We start from the raw sequence: 15,711 nt of genomic DNA on the forward strand, positions 1-15,711 counted from the left end.
TGAAAAAGAAACGGTTTTGGTAATGATGCCGAAAAAGGACCTGCATAGACCGTTATTTAACAGTGATGTGCGGATGGTATCATGACAGGGGATTTTTGGTCACCAGTCAGGCTATCGATACAAGTAGCGGGACTATCGGGTATCCTTGTTTTCATTTTAGGAATTATCCTAGCGCGAATGATGGCTAAAAAGAAATTCAGGGGAAGAGTCCTGTTGGAAACAGCGTTTTTATTGCCGCTTGTTTTGCCGCCTTCCGTCGTGGGGTTTTTATTGATTGTGATTTTTGGCAAGAGTGGAATGCCGGGACAATTCATTGAAAGGGTTTTTGATCAGCCCCTAATGTTCACGTGGTGGGCGGCGGTCATTGCATCTACCGTGGTAGCGTTTCCGCTTATGTACCAATCCGCTAAAACGGGCTTTGAAGGTATCGATGAAGAAATCGAAAATGCAGCAAGGGTTGACGGGGCCGGCGAGTGGAGATTATTCCTGAATGTATCCCTTCCATTGGCGGTCAAATCCATCGTCACAGGTGCCATCTTGAGTTCTGCGCGTGCATTGGGGGAATTCGGGGCAACGCTCATGTTTGCCGGAAACATTCCCGGACAGACACAAACCATACCGACCGCGATTTATATCGCCATGGACTCCGGGAATATGACATTAGCCTGGCTATGGGTTGCGGTAATCATTGTAATTTCATTCATTATGCTTTTTATCGTGACATACATAAAATGAATGCTGTTTCTCGAATATGCTTATGAAAAAGAGAGGTGCGGCTTCTACGTCCTCTTTATGGGTGAATCCGTTTTTTTCGTAAAGGTTCCGTGCAGGCAGGTTCATTTTACCGGTCGAAACGGATATCTTTTCCCAGTCGCCGTGTAATTGAAGAGCATGCAGCAGTGCATCCGCGATACCCTGCCGAAAATAGTCAGGATGGACGACCATCCGGCAAATCAGTATTTGACCATTTTCTTTTGTATAAGATATTGCACCCGCTAAGGCATCACCCTTTAAAAAGCATAAAAACGTTTCATGACAATGAATGAATTGTTCATATGTTTCCAATAATGGAGGGATATCGGCAAAGCCGATCATATCCGCTTCCACCTTATAGGCTTCTTTCTGAAGTTTAAAAAGCTGCAGGCCATAATCGGTGTCCAGGTCCCGAATTGTCATGATCAATCAAATCACTCCCTTTCCTTACATTATAATGGAAGAGGGAAATTATTGTTTCTAATCAGTCTATGTTATAATCGACAAACAATATGAACTAATGAAATGAGGAAGAAATTTGTTAACATTTGAAGAAAAATTGAGCATCATTGAAACTTTTCCGGAATTACAGCGAAAAGACGTTTCATTGGGACGTGTGAACTTCCATTATCCAGATAGCGTCCAGGAGAAAAAAATCGTCGTTCAGCACTTGCATCCCAATGGAAATGGATTCGTTTACGCAGGGCATATGAGAAAAAAAGACACTGACCGTAAAGGGTTTATCAATATACGTGACTATAATGAAGCGGAATTGAAAGAATTGATCCAAAAAAGCGTGGATTACCTATCAAAACCTCCGGTTGAAGTCGAAGAAGAGGAAAACGAGTTCGCTAGGTTGGAAGGGGCATGGATTGGCCCTGAAAAGCAAGAGCTTACACTTGAAAGGGAAGACCTGCTTTGGAATGTTTATTCAGGGTCGAATCTTGAGGAATGTTTCGAGAGTCCGATAGAGGCGGAGCGCTACTTATTGGACGAAGGCTTCCGACAAAGCAAGAAGAGGAATATGTAGAATTTTAGGATAATTTGTCGGTTGATTTACTGCGATATTCTTGTTTTTTTTGGATTTCCCATGATATAATATGAGTAATTATTTTTGTTCGGAAAAGTTTGATAGAAGGATTTACTGTAATAGGATTCCTCTTGAAACATTATCCAGAACCAAAAATAGTAATAAAATGGATTTTTCCAAACACAGGAGGAACTATCATGGTACAAGGTAAAGTAAAATGGTTTAACGCAGAAAAAGGTTTCGGTTTCATCGAAGTTGAAGGCCAAGACGATGTATTCGTACATTTCTCAGCTATCCAAGGAGAAGGCTTCAAAACGCTTGAAGAAGGCCAAGAAGTTTCTTTCGAAATCGAGCAAGGCGCTCGTGGACCACAAGCAGCTAACGTTCAAAAATAATTGAACGCATATAAAAAAAAGACTCCGATTTTGGAGTCTTTTTATTTTGCTTTTATTTCGGCGATTTCCTTTAATGCTTTGTCCAATTTTTCTTCGATCCGTTTAGAACGATTAAAATGCCTTGACAGGAAAAACACGATGAATATAACGAATACGACAAGCACTAGCATAAAAAGGATAGGAAGGAACTGGGTTATATTTTCAGTCATTGGATATTATCTCCTTTTTTCTTTCATTATACTTCATGCTTACGGCTGCTATGATGGAGGGAGCCAAGTTTTTTAAAAAAACACTGAAAGGGGATATGCGAACATGCATATCCCCTTTCAGTCAGTTCTGGAATCGCGAGGCGAACTTTTGAAGTCTGGGCAAGTCTGATTCTTGATACATCTGTTCTATCTTCAATGTCACCAATAACTGGCTCTTGGCAAATAACATGTCCCGGAAATGATCGACCGCCCCACAAAAATGATTATAGTTGGTTTCACCAGTGCCGAAGACTCCCGTTTTCAGATGAGCAATAGGCAATTGTTCCAGTTCTTTATAAAGGGCTGCTGATTTAGCGGGAAGCTCCCCATTGCCCCATGTATAGGTGCCGACGATCAATGCATCGTAATCCGGCAATGTACGTAAATCGAATTCATCCATTCGAAATAGTCCAGCTTCAGGTATAAGGGAAGCGAGGGCTTCAGCAAGCGCTTTTGTATTGCCGCCGGCAGAATGATAGACAATGGCAACTTTACAGCTCATCGAACCCATTGCTGGCATTTACTTGACTGTATGTCCTTGATTTCTGTTCAAAGAAATCGGTTTTGGTAAGTCCGATGGATTCATCATCGAACGTTTTGATCCATGGCATCGGGTTCTCGCCATACTCTTTATACAAATTTTCAAGGCCTAGCATACGTAACCGTTTGTTGGCGATATATTCGATGTACTCATTGAATTCTTCCAAATCAAGATCGGCTTTGGTTTGGATATCTTCGAGCATATATTCAGACCATTCCTTTTCGAGTTCGACTGCTTTTTCAATCGTTGTATAGATGAACTTCGTGTTTTCTTCATTATTTAACTCAGGATATTCATACATCAAGATTTGAATGAGCATTCCAATGAAATCGAAATGGACCATTTCATCGCGGTGAATATAGGATATCATCGTAGCGGAACCGGTCATTAGATTTTGGCGACCTAAATTATAATAAAAGGCGAAAGCCAGATAGAAATAAATCCCTTCAAGGTTCGTTGAATGGATCAATGCCTCGAATAAATGCTGTGGGCTGGGATCGTCCACGAACGTTTGATAAGCATCAACGATCGGTTGGTTACGCTTAATCACTTCAGGATGTTCTTTGATGCGGTCGAAAAGCTGTTTTTGCTTGCCTACCGGAATCAAGGAAGCAAGGATATAGGAATAAGATTCATTATGGATCGATTCCTGCTGGGCCATGTTGGCCAGGATAGCTTTTGCCGCCGGATCTTTGATGTACCGAAGGATTTCTACTAATGTGGGCGTTTGAAGACTGTCCATTCCAGCAATCATCGTAAGGATATCGAGAAAAGCATCCTGGATATCTTCGTCCAATTCGCCCCACTGCTTTTTATCCTGAATCATGTTCACGCTCGAAGGCTTCCAAAAGTTATTGATGAGCTGTGTATAGGTATCATAGAATTTTTCATACTGAATATCGTTCCAAAGGAGGAAGCCTGAAGCTTCTCCTTTGAAAACACCGGTTGCCTTGGTTGGATGCGTCGGTTCAAGCATCCGAATTTTTTTGATATGATTGGTCATTCGTGAAAACTCCTTTAAGAATAGATTACTGGGTCATGATTGTCATTAACTTGAACAGCTTTCGCAGGCATTGTCATATTCGGAAGAAGTCGAACGAACATAATACGTTGATTTCAACCCGCTTTCCCATGCAGTTAAATGGATATCCAACAGGACCTTCGCTTTGATTGTATTGTGTACATACAGATTAAAGCTGATTGCTTGGTCAATATGGCGTTGTCGGGCTGCATTTTGCCTGATGCTTTCCAGTTGGTCCAAATTGAATCGCGTCTTTTTATAATATTCATACGTAATTGGCGTCAAGCCTGGTGCGGTCACCTTGAATTTGAAGTTTTTCTTTTCTTCGTAAAATTCAATTTCATACAAAGGGTCGATGCCATCCGTGGAATTACCGATTTTGGCTGTCGATGAATTGGGGGCAATCGCCATTAAATATCCATTACGGGTCCCGTGTTCCTGCACGTCTGCTTTTAAATCCATCCATTTTTGATCTGTATAGTCACGCAGTTCGAAATAGTCCCCTGTATGCCAATCAGATCCTTCAAAATATGGGTATGATCCTTTTTCCTTGGCCAATTCGTTGGATGCCTTGATTGTTAAGTAAGCGATCTTTTCGTATAAAGCATCGGCATATTGAACAGCCTCATCGGATTCCCAATAAATATTCTGTGTGGCAAGTAAATGATGCCATCCAAACGTTCCTAAACCAATTGCCCGGTAACGTTTGTTCGAGATGGATGCTTGTTTGACAGGAAGATTATTCACATCAATGACATTGTCCAGCATACGGATCTGAATGGGAATCAATCTTTCCAAAACATCGCTGCCCACCGCTCGTGGCAAGTTAATGGATGAAAGGTTGCAGACAACGAAATCGCCGCTTTTACGAACCACAACAACATCTCCATCTTCTGTTTCATATTCATCCGTGATCGTCGAAGGGCTTAGGTTTTGGGCAATCTCCGTACAAAGGTTAGAACAATAAATCATACCTTTATGTTTATTGGGATTCTTCCGATTAACTTCATCGCGGTAGAACATATACGGTACGCCTTCTTCTAATTGAGAAATCATGATGCTTTTCATGATGTCCATCGCATTGATTTTTTCAAAGCTATAGTTTGGAAGCGTGCCATTTTCTGCGGCCTCGACAGCAAGTGCATAATGATTCCTGAAGCTTCCTTCGCCTTTCTTCTCGTCATAAAGATCTTCAAGTGAAAATCCAAGGGTTTGCTTAACGGTATGCGGATCGAAAAGATACCATTCTTTTCTGTCGCGCACAGCCTCCATGAATAAATCCGGTATGCATACGCCTGTAAAAATATCATGTGCTTTTAATCTGTCATCCCCGTTTTGTGTCTTTAAATCGAGGAAGCTCATGATATCTTTATGCCAGGCATCCAAGTAAATCGCGATGGCGCCTTTACGTTGCCCCAATTGATCGACACTTACCGCTGTCTGGTTGAATAGTCGAATCCATGGCGTCGTGCCGGAACTGTTTCCAGAGAAACCACGGATATCAGAACCAAGCGAGCGAACCTTACCAACGTAAAGGCCGACACCGCCGCCGAATTTAGATACTTTTGCTGCATCGTAGTTTGATAGATAGATGCCATCAATGGAATCTTCAATTGCGTCGATAAAGCAAGAGCTTAACTGTCCATGTGTTTTACCTGCATTGGAGAGTGTAGGAGTCGCAACGGTCATATAAAGGTTGGACATGGCCCAGTATGCTTCTTTTATAAGTTGCAGGCGGTGCTCCGTTTTTTCCATTCGCATGATTTCCATCGCGATGATCATGAAACGTTCTTGCGGCAGTTCGTAGACCTTGTCCTTTTTTGGGCGGGCCAGATAGCGGTCGTTCAATAAGTAGATGCCTATGTATGAGAATAATTTATCTTTTTCCGGGTCGATCACCGAACCCAATTCCTCAATTTCCGCTTTTGTATATGAAGATAGCAGTTCTGGTTTATAAATTGGATAACGCTGACCTTCCGAAAGCTGGGAGAGTTCTGTGATCAGCTCATAGAATGGGCCATAACTCTTGCCTTCATAACCTCGATTGGCTTTTGCATCCCTATACATTGTATTCAACAGTTCTGCTGCAGCAACGAATGTCCAATCCGGAGCATCGATATCCACACCTTCAAGAGCGAGCTGAATCAGTTTTTTTGATGCCTGTTCTTCGGTTGAGTCACTTTTGCGATCAAGCCATTTTGTAAAACGCTTTTTGAACTTTTCCATATCGAGACGGCCTTCGAATTCCTTCGATAACATCTCAAGCTGGATGGATTTCGTTTCTGTGTCATTTTCACTTATGGTAGAGTTATATGTTTGAGTCATTAATAATCCTCCTTGTTAACTTCCGCTAAAATAAAAAAACCGCCCAAAGAATTGAGCGGATCAAACGATAGAATAAAGGAGCCATGAAAAAATAGCCGTTATACTATCGTTTCATCATCTCAATCCCCGAAGAATAAGAAACGTGAAAAATTCAAGGCAGGTCTCCTGACTCATGATCATCCTACTTTGAGTCCTTCCCGTATAGAGAGCTATACAGTGGGTTTCTCATTTCGTCACATTTACAGTTGCGGGGACAGTTCCGGGTTTACACCGGATTCCCTTTTCAGCCATCACTGGCACCTTGGATTATAAAAAATTCTATATATAGTTATTGGTATTGTTTATGTAATCAATATCTAGTATTTCTGCTTATATTATCGTAAGCCATATACGATGATAATTCAACTAATATATTTGAAAAAAACCAACCCTTATCTATTGACAAAGTGATGGCAGAGGGTGAAGGAATGAAAGAATTTATTGGGGAATGGATAATTCAAGCACTGATTTTACGGGATTTTGTGTTAAAATAAAGTGTCTAGTAAAGGTGGCTCTCCCTTATTGCGGTGAGGGGATTCGCGGAAAAATATTTATGAAAAAGGGGATAAAATCTTGGAAAAAGTATTAGTTTTTGGACATAAAAACCCGGATACAGACACAATCTGTTCAGCAATCGCTTATGCAGATCTGAAAAAGCAGTTAGGTATCAACGCTGAACCAGTTCGTCTGGGTGAAGTGAATGGTGAAACTCAATATGCATTGGACCAATTCAAATTCGATGCTCCCCGTCTTGTGGAAAAAGTTGCAGGGGAAGCTGATGGCGTAATCTTGGTCGATCATAACGAACGCCAGCAAAGTGCTGAAGATATTGACCAAGTCCGTGTGTTGGAAGTTATCGACCATCACCGTATCGCTAACTTCGAAACGAGCGATCCTTTATATTACCGTGCGGAACCAGTTGGCTGTACGGCAACCATTTTAAATAAAATTTATAAAGAAAACGGCATTGAAGTTCCTAAAGCAATCGCAGGTCTTATGCTGTCTGCCATCATTTCCGATTCTTTATTGTTCAAATCACCTACATGCACGGAGCAAGACGTTGCAGCAGCTATGGAATTGGCTGCCATTGCGGGAGTCGACGCTGAAACATATGGCTTGGAAATGTTGAAGGCGGGAGCTGACTTGAGCGACAAAACGATTGCTCAGCTTATCACTCTTGATGCAAAGGAATTCTCCATGGGAATGGCTAAAGTGGAGATAGCACAGGTAAATGCTGTTGATCCGAACGAAGTCCTTGCTAAGCAAGCTGAATTGGAAGCGGCGATTGAAGCGGTAATCGCTGTGAAGGAATTGGACTTATTCCTATTCGTCGTAACGGATATCTTGACTAATGATTCTGTTGCCTTGGCTCTTGGTAAAGCAGCTTATGCAGTGGAAAAAGCATACGACGTGTCATTAAACAACAACATCGCCGTCTTAGAAGGCGTTGTATCGCGTAAAAAACAAATCGTGCCGGTCTTAACGGACGTATTCAGCAAGTAATAAAGGAAAAGGGATGCTCATTAAAAATTTGGGCATCCTTTCTCTAACATGCAAAAAAAAGACTCAACCATCCATTAAGGGTGTTTGAGTCTTTTTTCTTAATTCAAGGCTTCCTTTTCTTTTTCATAGGCGATGACAATCAATTCTTTATTGGCTTCCTCGCCTAGTTTGCTTTCAAAGCTTTTCAGTTCATTCAATAAATCCGGTGACAGATTTGCTGCTGTATAATCCTGCTCGGGTGTCATGCTTTTCGCTCCTTTCAAAAGGAAATGATTCATGTTATCTATTTTGTCGGTTTGAAAAGTTTCTATTCAGCAGAATGTTACTTCTTCAAGATATTTTACTTTCTGAGGTGGCGAGTTTTTCAAGCAATGACGAACTTTCTTCATCGAGCCCTTGGACTTGGACAGGAATTCCCAGAAGCTGATATTTAAGGATAACCGTATCAACAGCACCGACTGCTGAAGCATCCCAAATTTTAGAATGGGTGAAGTCGATGACGATTGCATCAGCTTTTTCCTTGAAGTCGAACTTCGAAACAAAGTCTTGGACAGAAGCAAAAAATATTTGTCCGCTGATACGATAAGTGATTTTCTTAGCCTGGATGTTTTCCGTTTTCTCTACTGCCACTTTAGAAATTTTAGCCGAGAAGAAAATCATGCTCAAAAGCACTCCGGCAAATACCCCTTTTGATAAGTCATGTGTATAAAGGACAATGAGGACCGTCACTATCATCACGGCTGCATCCGACTTAGGAGCTATAGTGAGCCTCTTTAGGGAAGACCAGTCAAATGTCCCGATTGAAACCATGATCATGACTGCGACAAGTGCAGCCATCGGTATTTTAATAAGTACATCATTCAATACCACGATTAATACCATAAGGAATGCGCCCGCTACAAATGTCGAGAGCCGGCCCCTTCCACCCGATTTAATGTTGATACCGGATTGGCCGATCATCGCACATCCTGCCATGCCGCCAAAACATCCGGCGATGATATTAGAAATCCCCTGGCCTTTGGCTTCCTTATTTTTATTACTGTCCGTGTCAGTCATCTCATCGACAATTTGAGCTGTCAATAACGATTCAAGCAGCCCAACAAACGCAAGGGCAATGGAATAAGGGAAAATGATCGCCAAAGTTTCGAAGGTCAAAGGGATGTCTGGAAGCATGAACATCGGAAGCGCTTCGGTCAATTGCCCCATATCCCCAACCGTTCGCACCGTAGCCCCCGTGGTAACTGCAACGATCGTCATGAATATGATGGCGACAAGTGGTGAAGGTATGACTTTCGTGATCTTCGGAAAAAGATAAATGATAGCTAATGAAACGGCTGTCATGACATACATGATCCATGTTTCGCCCACGAAATGGGTGAGCTGTGCCGTGAAAATCAAGATGGCTAAAGAATTCACAAAACCAGTCATGACCGGCTTCGGAATGAACTTCATTAATTTCCCGATTTTTAAAACCCCTAGTAAAATTTGCAGCAAACCAGTCAATATTGTTGCAGCAAGTAAATAGTTCAAGCCATGATCTTTAACAAGGTCGACCATGACGAGTGCCATTGCGCCAGTGGCAGCCGATATCATTCCCGGCCTCCCGCCGACGAAAGAGATGACAATGGCAATGCAGAATGAGGCATATAAACCAACCATTGGGTCAACGCCAGCAATGATCGAAAAGGCAATCGCCTCCGGAATCAATGCCAAGGCAACGACAATTCCCGATAGAACATCTCCTCTAACGTTGCCGAACCATTCCTGTTTGTATGCAGATGTATTCAAAGAAACACTCCTTCTTTCTTTTATATATGTGTGTTGAATTCTTTTTTAAATGCACTAAATTATAGCATGAGCCGTTCTTTCTATCTATATGGATAATATAAACGACAAGTCGTGGGTCATTCATTTCTTATCAAATGGGGGTAAAATGCTTTAAGAGAGAAGAATTGGTTAAAAAGGTGCTTGAGTTATCATGTGAGGGAAGTCGATTATCATATGAAGGTAGGCGGTACCACTAGTAAGCTGGATCATTTATTATGTCTGCATACAGGCCATTCATGTAATAATGTCAGTCGAAATGGATTTCCGAAAAAATGGCTTGGCCATTTTTGACGTAATGGGCTTCTACACGCTTTTATAAAATTCCCTTTAAGGAATATGGAGTAAAACAGTAGGGATCTATTTCATAACTAATCGCTTTGCATTCTAGACATGGGTTTTAGAAGGTAGTGAAACGAGATAGAATCTAATGATTACTTATAAATCTCATGATGATTTATATCAATCGAGCCAGTTATAGGGCTGACCGTACATTTACTATTCATATAATGAAAAAAGATAGTGCTTTAACTGTGTCAGTATAATTGGGCATGAGGTAAGAGAGTTTTTTACCGGAACTATATCTTCCTTCTTTTCATACAAGGAAGTGGTGAGGGTGAAAAAGTAGGGAACCGGAACCCCATACCAGTGTTAAGGGGCTAACCCTTATCAATGATACTGGATTTACATTTAGGACATGTCACTTCTTTATAATGCTTGAACCTGATCTTTCGAAGGTCGCTTCTGGACAGCATTGCGAATACATTATATCTTGTGCCGCATGCACAAGTATTTTTATCTTTAACTATGTGTCTCTCATCCGTAGTAGCTGAATAAATGGTTGGAAAGAACATATATAACCCTCCTTGTTTTAATTTTAGGCCAATTAAAAAGGGGCAAGAAATTGATAATGAAGTGATCCATTCAAGAAAAATCTTGGCAGCCCGGCTGCCATGACAACTAGTTGTTGGTTTAGGCCCGTGGCTTTGCGTCTTTTACTTTAATAAAATTTGCCTATAATAATCTTAACATAAAATCTAATGTGTGATGAAGTGCAGTAAAAATACTTATCAGTTTATGGGTGGGACCAAAGGTTATCATTTTTGGACTCACTGCCTGTATCGGAATACGACCGAAACGAGATTCAGTTCCAAAAGTATCCAGAACTACAGCTGTATGAGCATTAAACATGAGAAAGCCTGCTTCCATCTGGAAGCAGGCTTTCTTGCCTAAGTGTGATTAATGTGATCTGGCCAACTCCGGATTGCGGTGCATCGCGAAATAGAGGACAAGTCCGGCAATGAGGAGTAACGTGCTGGTTGTTATGAAAACGGCGGAGAATCCGTAGAAACCAGCAACCATTCCGCCCATTGCGGGCCCGATGATATTGCCTAAAAAGCGCAGGCTCGTATTATACCCAAGAACTTCCCCCTGCATTGCGACAGGCGCTTCTTGGCGAATGTAGGCAATCCTTACAGGGATGATGCCGCCTATTGCCATGCCTAGTATGAAACGTACAAAAACAAGCTGCCAAAAATGATTGATGAAGGCACCGGGCAAGTAGACAAGAGCTGTCAGAAAAAGAAGCAGCACAAGAATTTTCACATGACCATGCCGATCACCTATCTTGCCCCAGTGACGCGCCATCAATAAATTCCCCAGGCCTGCTGCAGAAAAGGCGATTCCTGAATAAAATCCAAGATTGGAAGTTCCATGCAGCTCGCCAACGTATAAAGAAAGAATGGGCTGGATGCTGAAGTGGGCAACTTGGACAAGTGTCGAAATGAGCATGACATTCACTAAGATGGGGTTCCTTAAGATATGCGAGAGAACCTCCCTGCTTGTATAGCTCGACTTCGTTCCCTTCTGCTGTTCCATTCGGTACTCCTTGGTAGCAAAAACAAGAAGTCCAGAGATGAAAATGGTGATGGAGGTGAATTTAAAGGCGGTTGAATAGCCGAGTGTGTCTGCAAGCACGCCGCCAAGCAATGGTCCGAAAAGGGAACCGGTTATATTTCCCGTTTGTAAGGTTCCCAGTACACGTCCGGCAATTTCTTTTGGTGTCTGTGTTGATATGAAGGCCTGTGACATGGAAATGAAGCCAGTGAATATTCCTGTGAACATCCTTAAGACGAATAGCTGCCAAACATTTTCGACGAATCCCATCAGGAAGATGGACAGACCCATCCCAAAGGCGCAGGCAATCAAGATTTTCTTTCTGCCATACCGGTCACCAATCCGTCCCCAAATGGGAGAAAATAAAAAGGCTGTCACGAAAGTAATTCCAAAAGTCCATCCGGACCAATGCTGGATATATTGAGTCGAATAATCTCCGAATGTACCAATGTATAAGGATATGAATGGAAGAACCATCGTCATGCTTCCGCCTATGAAGAAATTGGCGAACCACATGATGAAAAGATTCCGTTTAGCTATTTTATGAGCGTTCATTTTACATACAACACTTCTTTCCTCCGAAAAAAACTTCGGGTTCCTAAATAATAGTATACAGAATTTGACTAATTTATTAAACGAATTTGTTTTACTGGTTTTTTAATGAATGTGCAAATGGTATAATGTGAAAATATTGATTTTTCAGAAAAATTAGAAATCGAAAGGTTTTCATTTTTTCAATTAAAGGAGTTTTTAACATGTTAACGATTTTAGGGTTTTGCATGATTTTAACGTTTCTGGTCTTAGTCATCACAAAGCGCTTATCAGTGGTTGTCGCTTTTATCTTCACGGCGATAGCCTTTGGTCTGATTGGTGGGTTTGCTTCGGAAATGGGAGATATGATGGTTGCGGGTATTTTAAAAGTGACACCAACGGCAGTCATGATCGTTTTTGCTATTCTATACTTTGGTTTAATGATTGACGTTGGTTTATTCGAGCCCATGATCGCTAAAATACTGAGTTTTGTAAAAGGAGACCCGCTAAAGGTTGTCATGGCAACCGCCATTATAACCATGTTGGTAGGTTTGGACGGAGACGGTTCTTCCACATTCATGATCACCGTTTCAGCCATGCTGCCGCTTTATATCAAATTAGGGATGAACAGGCTCGTATTGGCCTGTGTCGTTGGTTTAGCCGCTGGCGTCATGAATATGATTCCTTGGGGAGGTCCTTTGGTCAGGGCGGCCGCGAGCCTTCAGGTTGAAGTATCGGAGTTATTCATTCCTCTCATACCTGTCATGATCTGTGGTCTTTTATGGACGCTTTTTTCGGCATATGTACTTGGCAAAAAGGAAAGGGAGAGATTGGGAGTCAGCTCCCTGGAGACGAACATGCAACCTGGTATGAGTGAACAGGCTGCAGCTGTTGAAACGGCATCTAAAGGAACATCCAAACTTTTTTGGTTTAATTGGTTCTTGACGATTTTACTGATGGTTTTGCTGGTGATGGAAGTGCTGCCGATACAAATCTTATTTGCCTCCGCTTTTGCGATTGCACTATTCGTTAACTTTCCGAACCCAAAAGAACAGCAGGAAAGGATTTTAAGTCATGCCAATAGTTTCGTGATGATCTGTACACTCATTTTCGCAGCAGGGATTTTTACGGGTGTATTCACGGAAACAAAGATGATGGACTCGATGGCTGCTTCAATCGTAACCGTCATTCCGGAGTGGCTCGGGGCACATTTGCCACTGGTGGTAGCGCTGACGAGCATACCGATGGGGTTCATTTTTTCACCTGATGCCTATTATTTTGGCATTCTGCCAATAATAAGTGAAACGGCATCGAACTTCGGCATAGCCCCTGTAGAAATCGGAAGGGCGGCTTTATTAGGTCATTCGACCGCAGGGTTCCCCTTATCGCCATTGGTGCCTGCAACATTCATATTGATTGGACTTGTAGGCGTGGATTTTGGGGATCACCAAAAATTCCTGTTTAAATGGGCGTTTGGGACAACCATCATCATGACGATTGCAGCCATTACTTTCGGGGTCATCACTTTGTAAAATGTGAGCCCATTAAGCTATATTGTAAAATCCTTGTCTGTGAATTTAGTAAGGTGTTCACTCTCATTGGTGTAATCTATTTTCCTATTTATCCCGCTTTCTGTTTATTCTTCCATAATAGTGGAAAGTAATAAGAGGAAATACATATAAGAGAGTGAGGGAATTTATCATGAACTATAAACAAAAACTTGTACTGCCTATGTGTACTGCCTTTTTACTGTATGGATGCAATTCAGCGGATGATTCAAATCAGGCCGATAATAATGCCGAGGACATGACTACAGTGGGACAAGGAACAGATACAGCGGTTGATCCGCAGGTGAAAGCGGAAGTTAAAGATGTTGAAGGTAAAACCCTTGGGACGGTGAATTTTACCGCTGAAGAGAATTCTGTAGTGATCGAGACCGCTTTGGAAGGCCTTGAGCCAGGCTATCATGGATTCCATATTCACGAAAACGCAGCATGTGAGGCGGATGCCAAGGATGGCCCTTTCACTACAGCGGGAGGACACTTCAATCCAACTGATGAAACGCATTCTAAGCACGCAGGTGATATGCCTCCTTTATATGTAAAAGAAGATGGGACAGCAAAATATACGGCAACATTGGATAACATGACAATAGACCAACTGAAGAAAGAAGAGCTGGCTGTAATCGTTCATGCGAATCCAGACAACTTTGCCAATATTCCTGACCGCTATGAAGCCAATGGAGAAAAAGGACCGGATGCAGATACTTTGAAAACTGGTGATGCTGGCGATAGGCAAGCTTGCGGGATTGTTGTAAGTGCAGAGGCAAAATAGGTTAGAACATGAGCGATTCTTCTAATGAGGAATCGCTCTTTTCTTTGAAGGTAGAACTGCTGACAGCTAAAATCTTAAAGCTGACCATTCTTTTTACGATTTAAGAAGGTTTTTTCTATTGTGATATAGAAGTAAGAATGTAAGTAATATTGCAATAGAAGCAGTGTATTAAAAAGATCATAGTTAATTCTTGCAGTGGAATGAAGTCCAAGGCATAGGTTTAATATAGGAAAATAAGATTTGGTTTGAATCGATAAAAAAACCCGAACAGGGATCATGTCCACTGATTCGGGTATGCTAAAATTATTTTGCCGTAATGGAATCTTCGATTAGCTGTAATCTCTCAGCCACTTCTTCTTCAGAAAGGTTATGCTCGACTACATAGCGATTACGCGGATGCACTCGGCATTCATGAGTACAGCTGCGCATATGTTTGTGTTCGTTCTCTTCGCTGCAAAGGATTTTCTTGTTGCATTCAGGATTAGCGCAATTGACATAGCGTTCACAAGGTTCGCCGGAATAAATATCGCGTCCGACAATGACATGTTCCTTTTGATTGATAGGTACGGCAATCCTTTCATCGAAAACATACATTTGGCCATCCCATAGCTCACCTTGGACTTCGGGATCCTTCCCGTATGTTGCGATGCCGCCATGCAGCTGGCTTACATCTTCAAAGCCTTCTTCGACAAGCCAGCCGGAGAATTTCTCACAGCGGATACCGCCGGTGCAATACGTTAGGATTTTTTTGCCTTCGAACATTTCTTTATTTTCACGGACCCATTCGGGAAGTTCACGGAAATTCGTGATTTCTGGCTTGATTGCACCCCTGAAATGTCCTAAATCAAATTCATAGTCATTTCTGGCATCAAGGACGATGGTGTTTTCATCTTGCATTTGCTCGAAGAACTCCTTCGGGCTCAAGTATTTGCCTGTCGTCTGGGTCGGGTTGATGTCGTCTTCCAAGCGAAGCGTTACAAGTTCATTGCGTGGACGAACATGCATTTTTTTGAAAGCATGGCCTTCAGCTTCATCTATTTTAAACACGATATCGGCAAAGCGGGGATCGCTTTTCATCATGTCCATATATTTGTCGGTTTGTTCGATCGTACCTGAAACTGTTCCGTTGATACCTTCTGAAGCCACCAAGATACGGCCTTTCAATTCAAGGGCTTTACATGCCGCAAGATGCTCGGCTGCGAATTCTTCGTGATTTTCGATGGGTACATACAAATAATAAAGTAATACTCTATATGGTTTTGTTTCCATTT

Annotated in this window: 15 protein-coding genes and 2 riboswitches; of the genes, 6 read left to right on the forward strand and 9 right to left on the reverse strand. The window is 41.9% G+C overall.

The features are described 5' to 3' along the window. Positions 1–81 precede the first annotated feature (81 nt). Entirely contained in the window at positions 82–735 is a 654-nt protein-coding gene (gene modB / locus OSJ91_RS05885; RefSeq protein WP_350301607.1) for a molybdate ABC transporter permease subunit, read from the forward strand. Here modB and OSJ91_RS05890 read toward each other — a convergent pair. After that, the gene (locus tag OSJ91_RS05890; protein WP_413020265.1) at positions 697–1,176 is read right to left on the reverse strand and encodes a GNAT family N-acetyltransferase; all 480 of its coding nucleotides are present in this window, start codon (positions 1,174–1,176) and stop codon (positions 697–699) included. The two genes, modB and OSJ91_RS05890, sit on opposite strands and share 39 nt — an antisense overlap. A 115-nt stretch (positions 1,177–1,291) precedes the next feature. Here OSJ91_RS05890 and OSJ91_RS05895 point away from each other — a divergent pair, with 115 nt between their 5' ends. Together OSJ91_RS05895 and OSJ91_RS05900 are read left to right on the forward strand one after the other, a co-directional pair. Further along, entirely contained in the window at positions 1,292–1,783 is a 492-nt protein-coding gene (locus tag OSJ91_RS05895; RefSeq protein ID WP_350301608.1) for a hypothetical protein, read from the forward strand. Between the two features lie 197 nt (positions 1,784–1,980). Then, positions 1,981–2,178: a cold-shock protein gene (locus OSJ91_RS05900; RefSeq protein WP_028393295.1), complete on the forward strand. Its 198-nt coding sequence runs from the start codon at positions 1,981–1,983 to the stop codon at positions 2,176–2,178. A gap of 41 nt (positions 2,179–2,219) precedes the next feature. Here OSJ91_RS05900 and OSJ91_RS05905 read toward each other — a convergent pair whose 3' ends face one another. From OSJ91_RS05905 to OSJ91_RS05920, 4 genes are all read right to left on the reverse strand, one after another. Continuing rightward, positions 2,220–2,387 carry a hypothetical protein gene (locus OSJ91_RS05905; RefSeq protein WP_350301609.1) on the reverse strand — a complete coding sequence of 56 codons (168 nt, stop codon included), beginning with the start codon at positions 2,385–2,387 and terminating at the stop codon, positions 2,220–2,222. A 121-nt stretch (positions 2,388–2,508) separates the two neighbouring features. After that, positions 2,509–2,946 carry a flavodoxin domain-containing protein gene (locus OSJ91_RS05910; RefSeq protein WP_350301610.1) on the reverse strand — a complete coding sequence of 146 codons (438 nt, stop codon included), beginning with the start codon at positions 2,944–2,946 and terminating at the stop codon, positions 2,509–2,511. Further along, a complete protein-coding gene (locus OSJ91_RS05915; RefSeq protein ID WP_137023613.1) occupies positions 2,918–3,970 on the reverse strand; it encodes a ribonucleotide-diphosphate reductase subunit beta in 1,053 nt (350 codons plus the stop codon). Before OSJ91_RS05915 ends, OSJ91_RS05910 begins: the two co-directional genes overlap by 29 nt. Before the next feature lie 45 nt (positions 3,971–4,015). Beyond that, on the reverse strand, positions 4,016–6,313 hold the full coding sequence (locus tag OSJ91_RS05920; protein ID WP_485891208.1) for a ribonucleoside-diphosphate reductase subunit alpha: 2,298 nt from the start codon (positions 6,311–6,313) through the stop codon (positions 4,016–4,018). Positions 6,314–6,451: 138 nt separating this feature from the next. Continuing rightward, positions 6,452–6,632, reverse strand: a riboswitch (cobalamin riboswitch). Between the two features lie 293 nt (positions 6,633–6,925). Here OSJ91_RS05920 and OSJ91_RS05925 point away from each other — a divergent pair. Next, a complete protein-coding gene (locus OSJ91_RS05925) occupies positions 6,926–7,855 on the forward strand; it encodes a manganese-dependent inorganic pyrophosphatase (RefSeq protein WP_133348980.1) in 930 nt (309 codons plus the stop codon). 98 nt (positions 7,856–7,953) lie between these two features. Here the strand turns inward: OSJ91_RS05925 and OSJ91_RS05930 are convergent, their stop codons facing one another. From OSJ91_RS05930 to OSJ91_RS05940, 3 genes are all read right to left on the reverse strand, one after another. After that, positions 7,954–8,100: a hypothetical protein gene (locus tag OSJ91_RS05930; protein WP_155726446.1), complete on the reverse strand. Its 147-nt coding sequence runs from the start codon at positions 8,098–8,100 to the stop codon at positions 7,954–7,956. An 85-nt stretch (positions 8,101–8,185) separates the two neighbouring features. Continuing rightward, positions 8,186–9,643, reverse strand: a complete 1,458-nt coding sequence (locus OSJ91_RS05935) for a SulP family inorganic anion transporter (RefSeq protein WP_485891210.1) — start codon at positions 9,641–9,643, stop codon at positions 8,186–8,188. Positions 9,644–10,614: 971 nt separating this feature from the next. Beyond that, positions 10,615–10,704: riboswitch (cyclic di-GMP riboswitch) on the reverse strand. 214 nt (positions 10,705–10,918) lie between these two features. Then, on the reverse strand, positions 10,919–12,130 hold the full coding sequence (locus OSJ91_RS05940) for an MFS transporter (protein WP_137019406.1): 1,212 nt from the start codon (positions 12,128–12,130) through the stop codon (positions 10,919–10,921). Between the two features lie 200 nt (positions 12,131–12,330). Between OSJ91_RS05940 and OSJ91_RS05945 the strand changes: the two genes are divergently transcribed. Beyond that, complete coding sequence (locus OSJ91_RS05945) at positions 12,331–13,638, forward strand: CitMHS family transporter (protein WP_413016063.1); 1,308 nt, start codon at positions 12,331–12,333, stop codon at positions 13,636–13,638. Between the two features lie 169 nt (positions 13,639–13,807). Next, positions 13,808–14,440 (forward strand): superoxide dismutase family protein, encoded by a 633-nt coding sequence (locus tag OSJ91_RS05950; protein ID WP_413016065.1) that lies wholly within the window; start codon positions 13,808–13,810, stop codon positions 14,438–14,440. 303 nt (positions 14,441–14,743) lie between these two features. Here OSJ91_RS05950 and trhO read toward each other — a convergent pair whose 3' ends face one another. After that, positions 14,744–15,709 (reverse strand): oxygen-dependent tRNA uridine(34) hydroxylase TrhO, encoded by a 966-nt coding sequence (gene trhO, locus OSJ91_RS05955; RefSeq protein ID WP_350301614.1) that lies wholly within the window; start codon positions 15,707–15,709, stop codon positions 14,744–14,746. Positions 15,710–15,711: the final 2 nt, after the last annotated feature.

The sequence above is a fragment of the Bacillus sp. T-10(2022) genome, from assembly GCF_056502895.1.

Excerpts from the sequence above, each read along its gene's own strand:
- OSJ91_RS05915 (WP_137023613.1), bottom strand. The coding sequence starts at position 3,970 with ATGACCAATCATATCAAAAAAATTCGGATGCTTGAACCGACGCATCCA.
- OSJ91_RS05910 (WP_350301610.1), bottom strand. The coding sequence starts at position 2,946 with ATGCCAGCAATGGGTTCGATGAGCTGTAAAGTTGCCATTGTCTATCAT.
- trhO (WP_350301614.1), bottom strand. The coding sequence starts at position 15,709 with ATGGAAACAAAACCATATAGAGTATTACTTTATTATTTGTATGTACCC.
- OSJ91_RS05945 (WP_413016063.1), top strand. The coding sequence starts at position 12,331 with ATGTTAACGATTTTAGGGTTTTGCATGATTTTAACGTTTCTGGTCTTA.
- OSJ91_RS05900 (WP_028393295.1), top strand. The coding sequence starts at position 1,981 with ATGGTACAAGGTAAAGTAAAATGGTTTAACGCAGAAAAAGGTTTCGGT.
- OSJ91_RS05950 (WP_413016065.1), top strand. The coding sequence starts at position 13,808 with ATGAACTATAAACAAAAACTTGTACTGCCTATGTGTACTGCCTTTTTA.
- modB (WP_350301607.1), top strand. The coding sequence starts at position 82 with ATGACAGGGGATTTTTGGTCACCAGTCAGGCTATCGATACAAGTAGCG.
- OSJ91_RS05940 (WP_137019406.1), bottom strand. The coding sequence starts at position 12,130 with ATGAACGCTCATAAAATAGCTAAACGGAATCTTTTCATCATGTGGTTC.
- OSJ91_RS05905 (WP_350301609.1), bottom strand. The coding sequence starts at position 2,387 with ATGACTGAAAATATAACCCAGTTCCTTCCTATCCTTTTTATGCTAGTG.
- OSJ91_RS05890 (WP_413020265.1), bottom strand. The coding sequence starts at position 1,176 with ATGACAATTCGGGACCTGGACACCGATTATGGCCTGCAGCTTTTTAAA.
- OSJ91_RS05920 (WP_485891208.1), bottom strand. The coding sequence starts at position 6,313 with ATGACTCAAACATATAACTCTACCATAAGTGAAAATGACACAGAAACG.
- OSJ91_RS05930 (WP_155726446.1), bottom strand. The coding sequence starts at position 8,100 with ATGACACCCGAGCAGGATTATACAGCAGCAAATCTGTCACCGGATTTA.